Source organism: Streptomyces sp. MCA2 (assembly GCF_023544705.1).
Lineage (GTDB): Bacteria > Actinomycetota > Actinomycetes > Streptomycetales > Streptomycetaceae > Streptomyces > Streptomyces decoyicus.
This window is the reverse complement of record NZ_JAMJFM010000021.1, coordinates 94,000-110,615: the sequence shown is the minus strand read 5'-3', so window position 1 is coordinate 110,615 and position 16,616 is coordinate 94,000. Positions and strand designations below refer to the sequence as shown.

The 16,616-nt window shown below is 71.9% G+C and carries 12 protein-coding genes; 4 read left to right on the top strand and 8 right to left on the bottom strand.

What is annotated here, in order from left to right:
* Positions 1-77: 77 nt before the first annotated feature.
* The 3 genes from M8I34_RS19450 to M8I34_RS19440 all read right to left on the bottom strand — a co-directional run bounded on the left by M8I34_RS19450 (position 78) and on the right by M8I34_RS19440 (position 3,325).
* Positions 78-683 carry a GNAT family N-acetyltransferase gene (locus M8I34_RS19450; protein WP_250050695.1) on the bottom strand — a complete coding sequence of 202 codons (606 nt, stop codon included), beginning with the start codon at positions 681-683 and terminating at the stop codon, positions 78-80.
* A gap of 139 nt (positions 684-822) precedes the next feature.
* Positions 823-1,515, bottom strand: a complete 693-nt coding sequence (locus M8I34_RS19445; protein WP_250050694.1) for a response regulator — start codon at positions 1,513-1,515, stop codon at positions 823-825.
* A gap of 133 nt (positions 1,516-1,648) precedes the next feature.
* Entirely contained in the window at positions 1,649-3,325 is a 1,677-nt protein-coding gene (locus tag M8I34_RS19440; protein ID WP_250050693.1) for a sensor histidine kinase, read from the bottom strand.
* 227 nt (positions 3,326-3,552) lie between these two features.
* On the opposite strand from M8I34_RS19440, the gene M8I34_RS19435 reads away from it, so the two are divergent.
* The 3 genes from M8I34_RS19435 to M8I34_RS19425 all read left to right on the top strand — a co-directional run bounded on the left by M8I34_RS19435 (position 3,553) and on the right by M8I34_RS19425 (position 6,327).
* Positions 3,553-4,368, top strand: coding sequence for an ABC transporter ATP-binding protein (locus M8I34_RS19435; protein ID WP_030983379.1), 816 nt, complete (start codon positions 3,553-3,555; stop codon positions 4,366-4,368).
* Entirely contained in the window at positions 4,358-5,230 is an 873-nt protein-coding gene (locus tag M8I34_RS19430) for an ABC transporter permease (protein WP_250050692.1), read from the top strand. The genes M8I34_RS19435 and M8I34_RS19430 overlap by 11 nt, the downstream gene beginning before the upstream one ends.
* 68 nt (positions 5,231-5,298) lie before the next feature.
* Positions 5,299-6,327 (top strand): ABC transporter substrate-binding protein, encoded by a 1,029-nt coding sequence (locus M8I34_RS19425; RefSeq protein ID WP_250050691.1) that lies wholly within the window; start codon positions 5,299-5,301, stop codon positions 6,325-6,327.
* A 179-nt stretch (positions 6,328-6,506) separates the two neighbouring features.
* On the opposite strand, the gene M8I34_RS19420 is transcribed toward M8I34_RS19425, so the two are convergent.
* The 4 genes from M8I34_RS19420 to M8I34_RS19405 all read right to left on the bottom strand — a co-directional run bounded on the left by M8I34_RS19420 (position 6,507) and on the right by M8I34_RS19405 (position 12,640).
* On the bottom strand, positions 6,507-7,403 hold the full coding sequence (locus tag M8I34_RS19420; protein ID WP_250050690.1) for a DNA/RNA non-specific endonuclease: 897 nt from the start codon (positions 7,401-7,403) through the stop codon (positions 6,507-6,509).
* A 335-nt stretch (positions 7,404-7,738) separates the two neighbouring features.
* On the bottom strand, positions 7,739-7,930 hold the full coding sequence (locus tag M8I34_RS19415; RefSeq protein ID WP_030076726.1) for a DUF6381 family protein: 192 nt from the start codon (positions 7,928-7,930) through the stop codon (positions 7,739-7,741).
* Positions 7,931-9,587: 1,657 nt separating this feature from the next.
* A complete protein-coding gene (locus M8I34_RS19410; protein WP_244416471.1) occupies positions 9,588-10,085 on the bottom strand; it encodes a DUF6328 family protein in 498 nt (165 codons plus the stop codon).
* An 8-nt stretch (positions 10,086-10,093) separates the two neighbouring features.
* Positions 10,094-12,640 (bottom strand): ATP-dependent Clp protease ATP-binding subunit, encoded by a 2,547-nt coding sequence (locus M8I34_RS19405; RefSeq protein ID WP_250050689.1) that lies wholly within the window; start codon positions 12,638-12,640, stop codon positions 10,094-10,096.
* Positions 12,641-12,951: 311 nt separating this feature from the next.
* Between M8I34_RS19405 and M8I34_RS19400 the strand changes: the two genes are divergently transcribed.
* Complete coding sequence (locus tag M8I34_RS19400; protein WP_250050688.1) at positions 12,952-14,148, top strand: PP2C family protein-serine/threonine phosphatase; 1,197 nt, start codon at positions 12,952-12,954, stop codon at positions 14,146-14,148.
* A gap of 27 nt (positions 14,149-14,175) precedes the next feature.
* Here the strand turns inward: M8I34_RS19400 and M8I34_RS41640 are convergent, their stop codons facing one another.
* The gene (locus M8I34_RS41640) at positions 14,176-16,593 is read right to left on the bottom strand and encodes an FUSC family protein (protein WP_250050687.1); all 2,418 of its coding nucleotides are present in this window, start codon (positions 16,591-16,593) and stop codon (positions 14,176-14,178) included.
* Positions 16,594-16,616 lie beyond the last annotated feature (23 nt).

Genomic DNA, 16,616 nt, shown 5'->3' with positions numbered 1-16,616 from the left:
GCCGGGGGAGCTGTCAAGGGGTGGGGCGCAGGGGATTCCCCGTGGGCCGGCCCCCGCGCCCCTTCGTGACGGCGCCGCTACTGCGGGTGCGGCGTCTGCTGCTCCGGCCGCCCGGTTCCGCGGAAGTCCAGCAAGTAGAAGACCTTGTCGTAGCGGCGGCCGCCCATGGCGACGAAGTCGGGGAGGCGGCCGTATTCGCTGAAGCCGAGCGACCGGTAGAGGTCCAGTGCCCGGGTGTTGTCGGCCCGTGCGTCCAGGGTGAGGACCTCGATCCCCGCATCCCGGGCGTCCTCGACCAGAGCGCTGGTCAGCGACCGGCCGATGCCCTGGCCATGAGCCTCCGGCGCCACCGCGAGCTTCTCCAGATCCGCGTGCTGCCGGTTGGTCGGACGGGCATAGCGCAGCCAGTACCCCAGCCCGACCAGCCGGCCGCCCGCATACGCCGCACGCAGCGCCCCGTCCCCGGACCGTGCGGCGCGCAGCACGCGGTCGACGAGCTCCGCCACCTCGTCCGCGCCGGGCGGGTCGACCCAGCCGAGCGGCGCGCCGCCGCGGACCAGGTCCGCCAGGATCCGGTGCACCGACGCGGCGAAGCCGGCCGCCAGCTCCGGATCAGCGGTCAGTCGTATCGCGTCGAGGATGTCGGGCGCGGGGCCCGTCCCACTGGTCGTCACTGCATTCATGATCGGCAGCCTAGGCGGGTCCGCACGGTCCCGTCCGGCTCGCGCTCCTGGCGGACTCGCCCCGCGGATTCTGCGGAGTGCGCGGATTCCACGGGGACTGCCGGGCGGCCGGCCGTACGGACCGTCGTGACGCGGACGGTCAGTGTGCGTCCGCCCATCGGTAGCGGTGCTCGGGGCGTCCGGTGTCGCCGTATTTGAGGGTCAGGGTGATGTGGCCGCCGCGTTCGAGGTGTTTGAGGTAGCGCTGGGCCGTGGAGCGGCTGACACCGGCGCGTTCGGCGACCTCGTGGGCGGACAGCGGATGCCCGGCCGCGCCCAGGACCCGGCGGATCAGATCGACGGTCGCCGCCGAGTGGCCCTTGGGGAGCTCCGTGTGCGGGGAGTCGGTGGTCCTGAAGGCGCCGAAGATCCGGTCCACCTGCTCCTGGCCGGCCTCGCCGCGGCCGCCGACGCCCTCCACGGTCCGGCGCAGCGTCGCGTAGCCGTCGAGCTTGGCGCGCAGTCCGGAGAAGCCGAACGGCTTGACGAGATATTGCAGCGCACCGCAGCGCATCGCGTCCTGGACCGTGGCGACATCACGGGCCGCGGTCACCATGATCACGTCGGCGCGGTGGCCGAGCTGCCGTAGCCGCCGCACCAGCGTCAGGCCCGTTTCGTCGGGCAGATAGTGGTCGAGCAGCACCAGATCGACATGGGTGCGCTCCAGGGTGGCGAGTGCCTGGGCGGCGGTGTGGGCGCGGCCGGTGACCCGGAAGCCGGGGACCTGGGACACATACGCGGCATTGATCTCGGCGACGTGGAAGTCGTCGTCCACGACCAGCACATCGATCATCGTGGCGCCCCGCCGGCCAGGGGTCTTCGCCCCTGTGGCTCCGCACGCCCGTGGCGCCGCGGCCGTCGCCGTACTCCTGTCACCGTGGTATCCTCTTCACCAGTGGTTCTTCGTTCACCGTGGCTCTCACGTTTCACCGTGGCTCTCCCGCCGCCGTGAGCCGACGCTCCGGGGAGTCGTCCTGCCGGGCGAGTGCCTCGGGGAGGACGACGGTGAAGACCGCGCCGCCGCCCGCGCGGGCGGTCACCCGGGCCATCCCGCCGTAGCGCTCGGCGAGCCGGCGCACCAGCGCGAGGCCGATGCCGCGGCCGCGGTGGAAGGCCGCCGGGTGCGCGGACGACGGAGCTCCGGCGGCGGGCGGGGCGGCCTTGGAGGACCAGCCCTCGGCGAAGATCCGCTCCCGCAGCCGCGGCGGCACCCCCGGCCCCGTGTCCGAGACCCGCAGCACGGCCGTGGTGCGCTCGGCCCGCAGCTCCACCTCGACGAACGGTTCGTCGCAGCGGCGCTCCGTGGTGGCGTCCAGCGCGTTGTCGATGAGATTGCCCAGCACGGTCACCAGGTCGCGTGGATCGACCACCGCGTCGGGCAGCAGCGTCGTGGACGACACCCGCAGCGACACCCCGCGCTCGGCCGCGACGGCCGCCTTGCCGACGAGCAGCGCCGACAGCAGCGGATCGTGCACCCGCTCCGCGATCTGCTCCGCGGACGCCCGCTGCGCACTGGCCACTTCGCTGACGAACTCCACCGCCTTCTCGTGCCGGCCGAGTTCCAGCAGACCGCGCACGGTGTGCAGTTGATTGGCATGCTCGTGGTCCTGGGCCCGCAGGGCGTCCAGCAGCCCCTGTGTGCTGTCCAGTTCGCGGCCGAGCAGCTCCAGCTCGGTGCGGTCCCGCAGGGTCACCACCGCCCCGCCGTCCTGGGTCGGCATTCGGTTGGCGACCAGCACCCGCCCGCCGCTGACGGCCAGCAGATCCGTGCCGTCCACCCGCCCGGCCAGCACATCCGTCGTACGGCCCGGCGGCAGCACCTCGTCCAACGCCCGGCCGGCCGCCCGCGCGTCCAGGCCCAGCAACCGCGCGGCCTCGTCATTGACCAGCCGGATGCGGCCGCGCCGGTCGAAGGCGACGACGCCCTCACGGATGCCGTGCAGCATCGCCTCCCGCTCGTCGAGCAGCGCGGAGATATCGGCGAACGCCACACCGTGCGTACGGCGCCGCAGCCGCCGGGAGAGCGCGACCGCGGCCAGCACGCCGACGGCCAGTGCGGCGCCCGCGTAGCGCAGCAGTCCGGGGATGGTGCCGAACAGCCGCCCGCGGACGCTCTCGTAGGCGATACCGACGGACACCGCGCCGACGATCCGGCCGTGGCCGTCGCGCAGCGGCACCTTGGCGCGGGCCGACCGCCCCAGTGTGCCGGTGTCGATCTGGCGCACCTGCCGCCCGGCGAGGGTCCGGCTCGGATCGGTGGAGACATGCCGCCCGATCTCGTCGGTGTGGGTGTGGGACCAGCGCACTCCGCGGGTGTCCATCACGACGATGTACAGCGCCCCTGTCGCGGTACGGATCCGCTCCGCGTCGGCCTGCACCGGCCCGTGCACCGTCGGTCCGGTGGTGACCAGCTCCCGGGCGAGGTCCGGGTCGGCGGCCGCGGTCTGGGCGATGGACAGCGCCCGGCGCATCGCCTGGTCGTCCAGCTCGGAGCTGAGCGGGGCGAGGAACAGGCTGGTGGCGAGCACCATGACCCCGGTGGTGAGGGCCACTTGCGCGGTCAGCACCTGCGCAAAGACCCGTCGGGGCCAGCGGATCCGCATCGGGTCTCCCTTGTCTCCGGCCCTCCGCCCTTTGCGGAACCGAATCTTCCCTTTTCATCTCGTGGTGCCCGCACCGTAAGCCGTGCGTGAGCGCGCGCACACCCCCTGGTGAGGACTTAGCCGTTCTAGCGTGAGCAGAATGAGCACAACAGGGTTTGCGCGCAGAAAGGTCGCTTGCGCCCATAAGGCTGCCGCTGTGGCCCGGATCACTCCTAGCCTCCCCAGCCATGAACAGCCACACGAGCCCCGCTATCGAACTGCGGGGTACGAGCAAGGCATTCCGGACTCCCTCGGGGGCGCTGCACACCGCCGTCCGGGATCTGGATCTGGTCGTCGAACGCGGTGAGTTCGTCGCGGTCGTCGGCCCCACCGGGTGCGGTAAGTCCACCACGCTGACGCTGGTCAGCGGGCTGGAAGAGCCCACGGAAGGCGAGGTGCTGGTCGCCGGTGAGCCGGTCCGCGGCATCGGCGACAAGATCGGGTTCGTCTTCCAGCAGGACGCGGTCTTCCCCTGGCGCACCGTGCTGTCGAACGTGATGGCCGGGCCCCGGTTCCGCGGCGTACCGAAGGCCGAGGCCAGGCAGCGGGCGCGGGAGTGGCTCGCCCGGGTCGGGCTCACGGCCTTCGAGGACCGCTATCCGCACCAGCTCTCGGGCGGGCAGCGCAAACGTGTCGCGCTCGCCGCGACCTTCGTCAACGACCCCGAACTCCTGCTCATGGACGAGCCGTTCTCCGCCCTCGATGTGCAGACCCGGGCGCTGATGTCGGACGAGCTGCTGGAGCTGTGGTCGGGGACCGGGGCCTCCGTCGTCTTCGTCACCCACGACCTGGAGGAATCCATCGCCCTCGCCGACAAGGTCGTGGTCATGACCGCGGGGCCGGCCACCGTCAAGGAGGTCTTCGAGATCGATCTGCCGCGTCCCCGCAAGGTCGAGACCGTCCGGCTGGAGCCCCGGTTCATCGAGATCTACCGGGAGATCTGGTCCTCGCTCGGCGAAGAGGTCCGGATCACCCGCGAGAGGGGTGCCGCGGATGCCGCCTGAGACCGTCACCGTGGCCAAGTCCCCGGCCGGAACCGGTCGTACGGACCGTTCGCAGGCCAGGGCGCGCGCCGCGCGTCACCGCAAACTCCTGGTCCACGGCACCCGGGTGCTGCTGCTCGTCGGGCTGATCGGACTGTGGGAGGGGCTGGCCCGCGCCGCCGTCATCGATCCGTTCAACTTCTCGATGCCCTCCAGGATCTGGGACCAGATGAGCCAGTGGGCGCTGCACGGCACCCCGCAGGGCTCGCTGTGGGAGCAGATCTGGTACACGCTCTACGAAGCGCTGCTCGGCTGGGTCATCGGCGTCATCGCCGGTGTGGTGCTGGGGATCGCGCTCGGCCGGATCCGCTTCCTGGCCGATGTGCTCGGCCCGTACATCAAGGTGCTCAACGCGCTGCCGCGGATCGTCCTGGCCCCCATCTTCCTCATCTGGTTCGGCCTCGGACCGGCCTCCAAGGTCGCCTCAGCCGTCGTCCTCGTCTTCTTCCCGGTCTTCTTCAACGCCTTCCAGGGCGCCCGGGAGGTCGACCGCAACCTGGTCGCCAACTCCCGCATCCTCGGCGCGAGCAACCGCCAGGTCACCTTGCAGGTGGTGATCCCCTCCGCCACCTCATGGATCTTCACCAGCCTGCATGTCAGCTTCGGCTTCGCGCTGATCGGCGCGATCGTCGGCGAGTACATCGGGGCGACCAAGGGCCTCGGCCTGCTGGTCGCGGCGTCCCAGGGCACCTTCAACGCGGCCGGTGTGTACGCCGCCATGGTGATCCTCGCCGTCGTCGCCCTGCTCGCCGAAGGGCTGCTGGCGTTCCTCGAACGGCGGCTCTTCCGCTGGAAGCCGGCCGACGCCGCCGACGGCCGCTGAACCGCTGAACCGCTGAACCCCGGCCCGTACAGCCCTCTTTCCCTTTTCCCTCTCACAAGGACGTGACCATGCGTACCCCGCTGAAGCTCTCGGCCGCCGTGGCCGCCGCCGCCCTGGCCCTGACCACCCTCACCGCCTGCGGCGGCTCCTCGGCCGCCGGCCCCGACGACAAGAACGGCAAGATCAAGATCATGGTGGGCGGCCTCGACAAGGTCATCTATCTGCCCGCGAGACTCACCCAGCAACTGGGCTATTTCGAGGACGAAGGCGTCCACGTCACGCTGCTGACCGAACCGGCCGGTGTGCAGGCCACCACCTCGCTGGTCTCCGGCGACGTCCAGGGCGTCGTCGGCTTCTACGACCACACCCTCGATCTCCAGGTCAAGGGCAAGCAGGTGGAATCGGTGGTGCAGCTCGCGCACGCCCCCGGTGAGGTCGAAGTCGTCTCCCGCAAGGCGGCCGGCGACCTCACCTCGGCCAAGGACTTCAAGGGCAAGAAGCTCGGCGTCACCGGCCTCGGCTCGTCCACCGACTTCCTGACCAAATACCTCGCGGTCAAGAACGGCGTGCAGACGAACGAGTTCACCCCGGTGGCGGTCGGCGCCGGACAGACCTTCCTCTCGGCCCTCCAACAGGGCTCGATCCAGGGCGGGATGACGACGGACCCGACGGTCGCGCAGATCCTGGACAAGAAGCTCGGCACGGTCCTCATCGACATGCGCACCCCCGAGGGCTCGCAGAAGGCGCTCGGCGGTCCGTACCCGTCCTCCAGCCTCTACATGAACACCGACTGGGTGAACAGCCACAAGGACACCGTGCGGAAGCTGGCCCGCGCCCTGGTCAAGACCCTCAAGTGGATGTCCACGCACACCCCCGAGCAGATCGCCGCGAAGATGCCGTCCGACTACGCGCAGGGCGGCAAGGAACTGTATGCCCAGGCGATCAAGGACACCCTGCCGATGTTCACCGAGGACGGTGTGATGCCGGCCGACGGCCCCGCAACCGTCGAACGCGTCCTGAAGGCCTTCAACCCCAACCTCAAGAACGCCACGGTGGACCTGAAGAAGACCTACACCACCGATTTCGTCAAGAAATAGGGCGGGCAGGCCGACCGGCGGACGGCACCGGGCGGGGCTCATACGAATACGAAGTTGCCCCCCGCCCGGGCCGGCGACGGATCGTCCACCAGCTGCCATCGCGGTACGGCATAGCTGTGCTGACGTTCCGGTCGACGGCATGCCGCACCTACCCGGCGCCGTCGCGCGCCTCCCGTCGCTCAGCCGCGCCGGAGCGTGATGTCGTCGTGCGAGGCGAGCCGCTTCCAGCGTTCCTCCGGGGCGCGTACGACGGGCATCAGATCGGCGGCGGGGAGCGGGCCCAGGTCCAGCGAGGTGAGCTCGACGACGTCCTTCACCGGCACCTGGAACGTCCGGAAGGCGCCGAGCGGCGGCGGCGCCCCCGCCTGTGCACCGGCCAGCGCACGGTCGGCGTCCCGGGTCAGGTCGGGGCTCTGGTCGAGGACGTACGCCGTCGCCGCCAGCGAGCCGCCCTGGACGAACGCCGCCACCTTCCAGAAGCGCAGCGGCACTTGTACGCCCCGGTACGGCGGGTCGCAGTCGTGCAGTACGGGCCCGGTGAGGACGGTCAGCTTCCGGTCGGGGCCGGCGGCGTGGTCGAGCAGATGGTTCTCCAGCCCCTGCCAGAGCTTCTTGCCCTGGTTGAAGACATCGGCCTGCGGGGCGGCGTTGGTGTAGTGAAAGGTGTCCTCATTGGCCTGGTCGGCCTCCGCGGCCTCGCCCCATACGGGATCGAGCCGGCGCACCAGATGCCCCTTGTCCAGGGAGTTGTCGCGGTACACGTCATCGCCGACCTGCCGGTCCTTGCCCAGCCGCGGGTCGAACTGCCAGCTGCACTCCCGCGGCACATCCTCCACCAGAAACCGACCGTCGATACAGACCGCGGCGGCCGCCGCCATCCGCCGGTCCGGGCGCAGCACCACGGTGAAGTGCGTGTACGGCAGCACCACCGTCTCCACGGCGGGGTTGCTCGGCATCGGCAGCGGTACCGGGACTCCGAGGAAGTGCTCGTCATAGCCCGTACGGTCGGCCAACGACGGCCCGGACGCCGTCCCGGCCACGGCCCCACCGGCCCGTGGGGAATCTGATGGGATCATGCGATAACCGCTTCCCGGCGGCGCGGACCGCCGACCGGTGCCCACCCCGAAGCCACTCGACCAGCCGCGCGCACCGGCGGCGGCTCCTTCCGCGGCGGCTACCGCGCCTTCCACCGCGACGTCCTGCCGCGATATGCGCCGCCCACCCGGAGCCCGAATCTGTATCCGGCCGGCCGGCCCGCCGACACGCTTCGGGAGCAGCGGCCGTTCACGGTGGGAGGGACGGGCGCGGCGGTCGCGCATGCGGTGGCGCACAGAGACGGGACGCGGCGCCGGGCGCGCGTCCCGTCCACGGATCACCCCATTCTTCCGCTGCCGGGTGAGAACGCGGGGCCCTACTCGGCGGGGTAGATGTCTCCGCTGGCCATACCGCTTTCCTGCTCACTCTGGGACGCGAGCCTGCGGGCCTTCTCCTGGAGCCGCTTGCGCTCCTCCGGGTCGCCGGACCGTTCCGCGGCCGCCTGCAATTCCTGGGCCTTGTCGCGCATCTGCTGGATTCGTCCGCGTGATTCTCCTGTGGCGCTCATGATCTGTCCTCGAAACCGTGTAGAGGGAGCTGCACCTTCCAGGCAATCAGGCTCGGCGGCCCTCGGCACGTCGAAGAGTCACGTTCCGCCAGGGCACGTATCCGGCTGTAATCAGTGGGGGCGGACGGATGCCGGGACAGGCGCCGCGACGGCCGATTCCGGGGATCGCGGAACCGTCCCGAACCGACCGGACCGGGCCGGCCGGGTCCCTCGGTCCGGGGCCGCCGAGGCGCGACCGCCGACCGCGGCGCGCCCGGCCGTACCGGCGTGTCTCCACCGGATGGCCTTCCTGAATGGCGAGGGCACACAGAAGGGACGTTGGCTGAACCACAGCACTCTCAACGTCCGCCGAGTGTCAGCGCTTCTGGTGTTTGACGCTCCCCTCGTTCAGTGGAGTCCCTCCATGACATCCGAACCAGCTCTTTGTGGGGGCGACGCCGGACTGTCCTCGACAGAACCCGGCGAGCACTTTCCGCCCATGACCCATGAGAAAAACTCGGCCCACACCCTTCTGTGGGAGGCAGTCACCAATCGGCCCTTGGAGGAAGTCGCCGCCCTGGTGGAACTGCTCAAGCGCAGCGGCGACGTTCCCAACCCGGGCGATGAAGCCCTCCGCATGGCAGTGGTCGCCCGTCCGGTGAGCGAGGTCGCCGCGCTCTTCGACATGCTGCGAGCCACCCCGCACACCGCGGAATCGAGCCATGAGGCACTGCGCGCGGTGGCCGTCGACAGATCCGTCGAGGAGGTGGCGCAGCTGATCGAGCTGTTCGACCGGACGAAGGCCGGTGCCGCCGGTGTCCACGGCATGGCCGATCACTTCCCGGCCGGCCCCGGGGACCCCTTCGAACCAGAACCCCAGCCCACCGCGTCCATGCATGTGCTCGACCCCGATGTGCGCCCCCTGGGCCCCAACGGGCAGCCGCTGCACTCCGCCCCGCGCGAGTCCGCGATGGGCCAGCCGCCCCAGCGCGCCCCCTGGGCCCAGCCGCCTGCCCGCACCATGCCGCAGGGCACCCCGCCGTGGGCCTCCTCGGGGGCCTCCGCGGGCGACGAGGGCCGGCCGCCGGGCTACGCGGTCTCCGGTGTGCTGCGGTCCGTCCTGCGCTGGCCCGCTGCCGTGGCCCTGGCGCTGTGCGGTCTGAGCCATCTGCCCGTGAACTCGTCGCATCTCCAGGGCGCCCAGACGACCGCCGGGCTCTCGATGGCCATCGCCATCGTCTACCTGCTGCTGGCCGGCTGGCTGGCGATGCGCGACACCGCCCTGGTCTGGACGGTGAGCGCCGCCGCGGCGATGATCATCATCGCCCTGCACGCGCTGTCCCGGGCCGGCGTCTTCGCGCCCATGGGCAGCGGCCTGGGAGAGACGGGCATGTGGCCCGAGCTGATGGCCGTGGGACTGGCGATCGTCAGCGCCGGGCTCGCGGGCGCGGCGCTGCTCTACCGCCCGCGCCCTTGGCGGCCGTTGACGCACGGGGCGGCGGGGCGCATCGGGCGTCGGACCGCGGGCACCACAGGGGCACGAGAGGCCGGGCACCGGACGCGCCCGCGGTGCGCCCCGCAACCTCGCTCAGCCCTCTCAGCCCTCTCAGTCCGCCCGGTCCGCCCGGTCCGCCCGGTCCGCCCGGTCCAGCCGGTCTGCCCGGTCCGCTTGCTCCGCTCAGTCCCTGGTCGAATACCGGTGCAGGACCCAGGCGGGCAGCACGAACCAGCAGACCACGAACCAGACGACCAGCCCCGCGACGACCCAGGGAACGGCGGCGTTGTGCAGGGCGATGCGCAGGATCAGCAGCAGCGCGGAGGTGACCGTCCCCAGCAGGAGGACGATGCCGAGCAGGGCCAGGCGTGAGGCCCACACCACCGTCTCGGGCTTCAACCGGTGGCCGGTGACCAGCCGGTGAAAGGTCACCGTGCCGATCAGCGCGCCGGTCGTGGCCGCCCCCAGCAGGACCGTCACCACGTAAATGGCCTTGTCGGTGGGCTCCAGCGTGGTGAAGCGCGGGGTGAAGGCGACGGTGAGCAGAAACGCGAAGAGGATCTGCACCCCGGTCTGGATCACCCGCACCTCTTGCAGCAGTTCGTTCCACCGCCGGTCGGCCCGCTCTTCCGGCGACTCGTCGCGCCCCTCGGACGTGTCACGAGGGCCCAGCGGCGCCACCCCGGCTCCTACCGTTTCTCGTCGATGCGGAACGCCAGCTCGTCGTCCTTCACCTCGACCCGCACCTCGCCCCCGGCCGTCAGCGCACCGTCCAGCAGCAGCCGCGAGAGCGCATTGTCGACCTCGCGCTGGATGGTGCGCCGCAGCGGCCGGGCCCCGTATTCGGGCTGATGGCCGCGGTGGGTGAGCCAGTCCACGGCGCCGGGCGTGAACTCGACGGAGATGTCCTGGGCGCGCAGCCTGCGGGTGGTCCCGTCGAGCAGCAGGGTGGTGATCTGGCGCAACTGGTCGTCGGTGAGCCGGCGGAAGACGATGATCTCGTCGAGCCGGTTGAGGAACTCCGGGCGGAAGTGTTCGCGCAAGGAGCCGAGCGCCCGTTCCCGTGCGCCGTCGCCCCCGTCGGCCCCCGTGCTGTCCGGGCCGAAGCCGAGCACTCCGCGGCCGCCGCTGAGCGCCTCGGAGCCGAGGTTGCTCGTCATCACGACAACGGTGTTCTTGAAGTCGACCCGACGGCCCTGGGAGTCGGTCAGATGCCCGTCGTCGAGGACCTGGAGCAGGATGTTGAAGACATCGGGGTGAGCCTTCTCCACCTCGTCGAGCAGCAGCAGCGCATACGGGTGGTGGCGCACCGCCTCGGTGAGCTGTCCCGCGTCCTCATGACCGACGTATCCCGGGGGAGCACCGACCAGCCGGCTGACCGTGTGCCGCTCCTGATACTCGCTCATGTCCAGCCGCACCATGCGGTCCTCGGTGCCGAACAGCGCCTCGGCGAGCGCGCGGGCCAGCTCGGTCTTGCCCACACCCGTCGGGCCGAGGAAGAGGAAGCTGCCGATCGGGCGGTCGGGGTCGGCAAGTCCGGCCCGCGACCGGAGGATCGCCTCGGAGACGGCCGTGACCGCGTCGTCCTGGCCGATCACCCGGGTGTGCAGCCGCTCCTCCAGCCCGAGCAGCAGCTCCTTCTCCTCCTGGGTCAGACTGCTCACGGGCACACCGGTCTGCCGCGACACGATCTCGGCGATGTCCTCCGCGGTGACCTGCACGATCCGTCCGTCGCTCAGCGGCTCGCCCCGGCCGGCCTCGATCCGCGCGGCGAGTACGGCGATCCGGTCACGCAGCTCGGTGGCCCGCTCGTACTGCTCGGCGGCGACCGCCTGGTCCTTGTCCCGCACCAGCTGCTCCCGCTCGCGTTCCAGGTCGCGTACGTCGGTGGCCTTGGCGCCGGAGCGGAGCCTGACCCGTGCGCCCGCCTGGTCGAGCAGGTCGATCGCCTTGTCGGGAAGGAAGCGGTGGGCGATATAGCGGTCCGAGAGCTCGACCGCCGCGAGCAGCGCCTCGTTCGTGTAGCGCACCTGGTGATGGGCTTCGTAGCGGTCCTGTAGCCCGCGCAGAATCTCCACCGTGTCGGAGACATCGGGCTCGGGCACGAGGATGGGCTGGAAGCGGCGGGCGAGCGCGGCGTCCTTCTCGATGTTGCGCCGGTACTCCTCCAGGGTCGTGGCGCCGATGACATGCATCTCGCCACGTGCCAGGGCGGGCTTGAGCATATTGCTCGCCTCCAGCGAACCGCCGTCTCCGCTGCCCCCGCCGGCACCCACGACCGTGTGCAGCTCGTCGATGAACACGATCAGCGACTCGGGGTGTGCGCGGACCTCCTCGATGATGCCGTTCAGCCGCTCCTCGAAGTCACCGCGGTAGCGGGTGCCGGCGACGACCGCCGTCAGATCCAGGGCGACCACGCGCCGTCCCGCCAGGTTCTCGGGGACGTCCCCGTCGGCGAGGCGCTGGGCCAGGCCCTCGACGATCGCGGTCTTGCCCACCCCCGCGTCACCGACCAGCACCGGGTTGTTCTTGCCCCGGCGCGAGAGCACCTCGATGGTCTGCTCGATCTGCTCCTCGCGGCCGATGACCGGGTCGATCCGGCCCGCCCGCGCCAGGTCGGTCAGATCGCGGCTGTACTTGTCCAGGGTCGGCGTGTCGTGCTTCGGCGGGGCGCCGTGCTCGGGTCCCGTGTGCTGGCTCCCGAGGCTGCCCTGCGGTGTGGCCTGCGGATCGAAGTGGGCGAGGTTCAGGATGCGCCCCGCTGCCGAGTCCATGTTGGCCGCCAGCGCGTCCAGCACATGCTCCGGGCCGATGTACGAGGCCCCGTTGTCCCGTGCCAGATCGTGCGCGCCCAGCAGGGCCCGCTTGACCGCGGGGGTCACGGCGACGCTGGCCTGCTTCGGCCCCGAACCCGCGCCGCGGTCGATCTCGGCCGCCAGCGTGTCGGGGTCCGCCCCCGCCTGTTGCAGCATGCGGCGGGTCGGTTCGGCGGCGAGGGCGGCCCGCAGGAGGTGCTCGGTGCCGAGTTCCGGGCTGCCGTGCTCGGCGGCGTAGGCGGCTGCGGAGGTCACCAGATCGCGGGCGGGCCCGCTCATCATGCGGGCGATGTCCGCCTGCCGGGGCGCGGGCTGACCCGGCTCGCCGCTCGCGGACTGCGCGGCACCGAAGAAGCGCGCGAGGAAGTCACCGAACGAGTCCGGGCCGTAACCCTCCGGACCCATGAATCCGTTGCCCATGTGTGTCCGTTCCGCTGTCACGGCGGTACCGCGACATGCTGCCTTGTCGGGTTCCTTGTGCTGTCGCTACGTGCTCCTGCCCGGCGGGTGCCCGCGAGAGGCGACGCCACACGTCGTACACGGCTTCACTGCTTCAGGATCAGGTCCCGCCACCCCATCCGCACCCGGGCAGGCCGGAGCCCGCCAACCCCGCGGCCGGGCCCGTGCCGGAACGCCCCGGCTCCGCCGTATGGCGCTCCCGGATGGCGCGGGTGCCCGGAAGGGATTTGGCTCGCAGTGCCCGGAGGGATGGTGCGCGGAGGGAAGCGGGGATGGCCGTCGAGAGTGTGCCGGCCGGTGACGGCGAACACCTGCTTCAGGACTTCCTGACGGCCGTCCACACCGCGCCCCCGTCACACTTCCTCGCCCTGGTCGACCGCTACGCCGCCCAGATCGGTCTGCGCCGGGTGGCTCTCTACCTCGTCGACCTCCAGCAGCGGCAGTTGACACCCCTCGACGGCGGGGAACGGCTCCTGGTGGACGAGTCGCCGGCCGGCTGGTCCTATCGCACGCTCGGGCTCCGCGTCGAGGAGAGCGCCGGCGGCCCGCTGACCGTCTGGCTGCCGCTGGTCGACGGCGCGGACCGGCTGGGGGTGGTGGGGATGCACGTCGATGCGCTGGACAGCGCCCTGCTGCGCCGCTGCCGGACACTGGTCTCGGTCCTGTCCATGGCGATCACCTCCCAGCGGGCCGTCAGCGACCACTTGGTGCAGCGGGCCCGTACGGACACCATGACGCTGCCCGCCGAGCTGGTGCGCTCCCTCCTGCCCCCGCGGACCGTCGCCAGCGCACAGGCCGTGTCCACCGCCGTCCTGGAGCCCGCCTACGAGCTGGGCGGGGACGCCTTCGACCATGCGCTGACCGAGTCGGTGCTGCATGCGGTGATTCTCGACGCGATGGGCCACAACCTCGCCTCGGGGCTGACGACGTCGATCGCGATGGCCGGCTGCCGCAGCGCACGGCGGATGGGCGCCGCCCTGCCCGATCTCGTCAAGACGGTGGACGAGGTACTCGCCGAGTGGCTGCCCGAGCAGTACTGCACCGGAATCGCCGCCCGGCTGGATGTCACCAGCGGGCTGCTGACCTGGTGCAACTGCGGCCATCCGCCACCCCTGTTGATCCGCGACCACCAGGTCCTGGAAAAGGCGCTGGAGCGCCCCGGCGAACCCCCGATGGGCATGCCCGCCGCACTCGGCGACGCCCCGCGCACGGTCCACCGGGCGGCGCTGGAGCCGGGGGACCGGGTGCTGCTCTACACCGACGGCGTGACCGAGGCCCGCACGGCCGGTGGCGGCCGCTTCGGCCTGGCGGCCTTCACCGACTCCATCATCCGGGCCACCGCGGCCGGCGAACTCGCCGCCGAAGCGCTCCGTCAGCTGATCCACGCCATTTTGGAGAGCCAGGACGAGAGACTGAGCGACGACGCCACGATCCTGCTGCTCGAATGGCGGCCGCCCGGGGCGCGTTGAACCGGGCCCCCGGCCGGCGGCGCGGCGTCACATCTCCTTGTGGATCCGGTTCAGATCGGCGGTGAGCCCGTCGAGCCAGATCACCGAGTCCAGGAGGAGAGCGGCGGCCAGCGCGCGGGTGTCCCGGTCCGGGCTCTCGCGCGCGATGGCCGGGGCCACCGCCAACAGGGCGCGGATGTCGAGTGGCCTGGCCTCGTCCCAGGCCACCTCGCCGTCCGTGCGCAGATGCCGGGCGAGGGAACGGTAGTCGGCCGCCGTCCGGTCGGCCGCATGCCGCAACCAGGCGCCGACCTCGTGCGCGGTGATCCGGCCGGGCCGGCCGGGCAGCAGCCGTTCGCCGCGCCGCGCGTCCGACCCGGCGACCAGCAGCGCGGGCCAGTCCGGCTGCCTGGCGGTCTCCTCCCGCAGCTCGCAGTGGTACTGGGCCAGGCTCTCCTGCGCGAGGGTGAGGGCACGGTTGATCGTGAAGATGTCGGTGCTGCCGGAGCGTTCGACGACCCGTGCGGTGGTGTGCCCGATGGCGTCGGCGATGGCCGAGCACAGCCCTGCCATGCTTCTGCGCACCTCCCGGCCCGCGCCCCGCGGCCAGGCCACCAGCCCGCAGGCCAGCCCGATGAGACTGCCGACCAGCACATCCACCAGCCGGACCGGGGCCAGCTGCCAGGTGACGGGGGAGACCTGCGCGAACAGCGTGGCCACGACCAGCGTGAACCCGCCCTGCGCCCAGGCCAGCCCGCGCAGCGGCCCCAGGATGAACGCCACCAGCATCACCACCGGCAGCACGACCGCGTAGACCGTGTCCCGGTCGTGGACCAGTGCCAGCAGCCCGCCGGCCAGTACCGCGCCGACCAGTGTGCCGCTCAGCGCCTGCCGGACCGCGGACCACGTCTCCAGGGTGGTGGTACGGGTGAGCGTGAGCGTCGCCAGCAGGACCCAGAAGCCGTGCTGGAGGTCGAGGAGTCCGGCGATCCACCGCGCGGTGGCCAGGCCGAGCGCGAAGCGGCAGGCGTTCTGGAAGATCACCGAGCGGGGGGTGAGATGCGTGGTCAGCCGCTGCCACCACAGCTGGTGGGCGTGCGACTGCGCATAGGCGAAGGCGTGCCCGGCGGGGCTCCGTTCGACGGACCGGTCGCCGAGCAGCAGCCGGGTGGCCAGGGCGAGTACGACGGCGCAGTCGGCGGCCTGCACCACCTGGGACCGGCGGCGCAGATAGACCAGCCGGTCGTCGGCGCTGAGCCGCTCCAGGGTGTCCACGGCCCGGTGGGCCCGCACGGGGTTCAGCTCACTCTGGAGGGCCGCCGCGGAGGGACCCTCGCCGGGCAGCAGCCGCTTGCCGCGCCGCAGTGCGCCCGCCGCCTCACGGGCGGCGGCGCTGATGCCCTGGAGCAGCACCACCGTCTCCGGGTGGTAGACGTCGTGCGGGCCGGCCGCGGTGTGCAGGGTTTCCAGCCGCGCCAGCAGGGTGCGGACACCCTCGGTGGCGTGCGCCATGGCCTTGTGGGTGAGGCTGGGGGAGGCGGGCAGATCGGCGGGCGGCACGCGGGACGGACGCAGGGCGTCCCCGGTCCGGTGCGCCCGTGCGAGCGCCTCCACGGGGAGGGGCCCGCCGTGGTGGTCGGCCAGGTCCGCGGCGGCGTCGGCGGCGTCGGCCAGCAGCCGGCAGAAGGGCGGGGTGTCCGGTTCGGGCAGCACGAAGCGCTGGGCCAGCGCGAGCAGGACGGCTCCCAGCAGGAAGCCGGACAGCCGCTGGCCCAGGGCCTCGGGGGCATAGGGCGGGAAGCACGGCAGGATGTAGAGCAGCTGCATCCCGGGTGCCGCCCCGGCGATCCGCGGTCCGGTGGTGCCCGCGTACGCCACCACGAAGCCGATGACGAGCATGCCGAGGACGGCGGCCCAGGTCTGCACGGCGAGCAGCGTGCCCAGCGTGACGAGCGCCAGCCCGGCCGGGATCGCCGTGAGGACGGTCGCGGCGCGCTGCCGCCCGGACCCCGGGATCCGGGCCAGCACGCCGAGGGCCACCACGGTGAACGTGGCGTAGACGGACATGACGGTCAGGCCGAGCGCGTAGCGGCAGAGGTAGAACGCCACGCACGAGCCCACCGTCACCCGGACCGCGTTGCCGACCACGGAGCGGTGTCCGCGCAGACCGTGTCTGCCGTGCTCCAGCAGATAGCGCACTCTGCGCAGCACCGCCCCGGCGGGCCCGCCGGCCGACCGCCGCGGCCCGGACCGCGGGGAAGCTCCCTGTAGCGGGCTCACCTCTCCACTATTGGCCAGCGGGTCCGGCTCCGCACCGCGCGGCGCCCCGGCGGCCGCGTCGAGGAGGCGGCCGCCGGCCGGCCCGGGTCCACCGGCCCGGAGCGGTTCCTGCGGCACTGCCGCCCCGGGCCCGGAAGCGCCCCGTACGTCGAACAGAAATATCTCTCGCAGGAAGAACGGGACCACCACAGGAAGGCACGGGCCGCGGA

What these genes read in the sequence shown, in the direction of transcription:
- M8I34_RS19450 (WP_250050695.1), bottom strand. Translation starts at nt 683, where the DNA reads ATGAATGCAGTGACGACCAGTGGGACGGGCCCCGCGCCCGACATCCTC.
- M8I34_RS19445 (WP_250050694.1), bottom strand. Translation starts at nt 1,515, where the DNA reads ATGATCGATGTGCTGGTCGTGGACGACGACTTCCACGTCGCCGAGATC.
- M8I34_RS19440 (WP_250050693.1), bottom strand. Translation starts at nt 3,325, where the DNA reads ATGCGGATCCGCTGGCCCCGACGGGTCTTTGCGCAGGTGCTGACCGCG.
- M8I34_RS19435 (WP_030983379.1), top strand. Translation starts at nt 3,553, where the DNA reads ATGAACAGCCACACGAGCCCCGCTATCGAACTGCGGGGTACGAGCAAG.
- M8I34_RS19430 (WP_250050692.1), top strand. Translation starts at nt 4,358, where the DNA reads ATGCCGCCTGAGACCGTCACCGTGGCCAAGTCCCCGGCCGGAACCGGT.
- M8I34_RS19425 (WP_250050691.1), top strand. Translation starts at nt 5,299, where the DNA reads ATGCGTACCCCGCTGAAGCTCTCGGCCGCCGTGGCCGCCGCCGCCCTG.
- M8I34_RS19420 (WP_250050690.1), bottom strand. Translation starts at nt 7,403, where the DNA reads ATGATCCCATCAGATTCCCCACGGGCCGGTGGGGCCGTGGCCGGGACG.
- M8I34_RS19415 (WP_030076726.1), bottom strand. Translation starts at nt 7,930, where the DNA reads ATGAGCGCCACAGGAGAATCACGCGGACGAATCCAGCAGATGCGCGAC.
- M8I34_RS19405 (WP_250050689.1), bottom strand. Translation starts at nt 12,640, where the DNA reads ATGGGCAACGGATTCATGGGTCCGGAGGGTTACGGCCCGGACTCGTTC.
- M8I34_RS19400 (WP_250050688.1), top strand. Translation starts at nt 12,952, where the DNA reads ATGGCCGTCGAGAGTGTGCCGGCCGGTGACGGCGAACACCTGCTTCAG.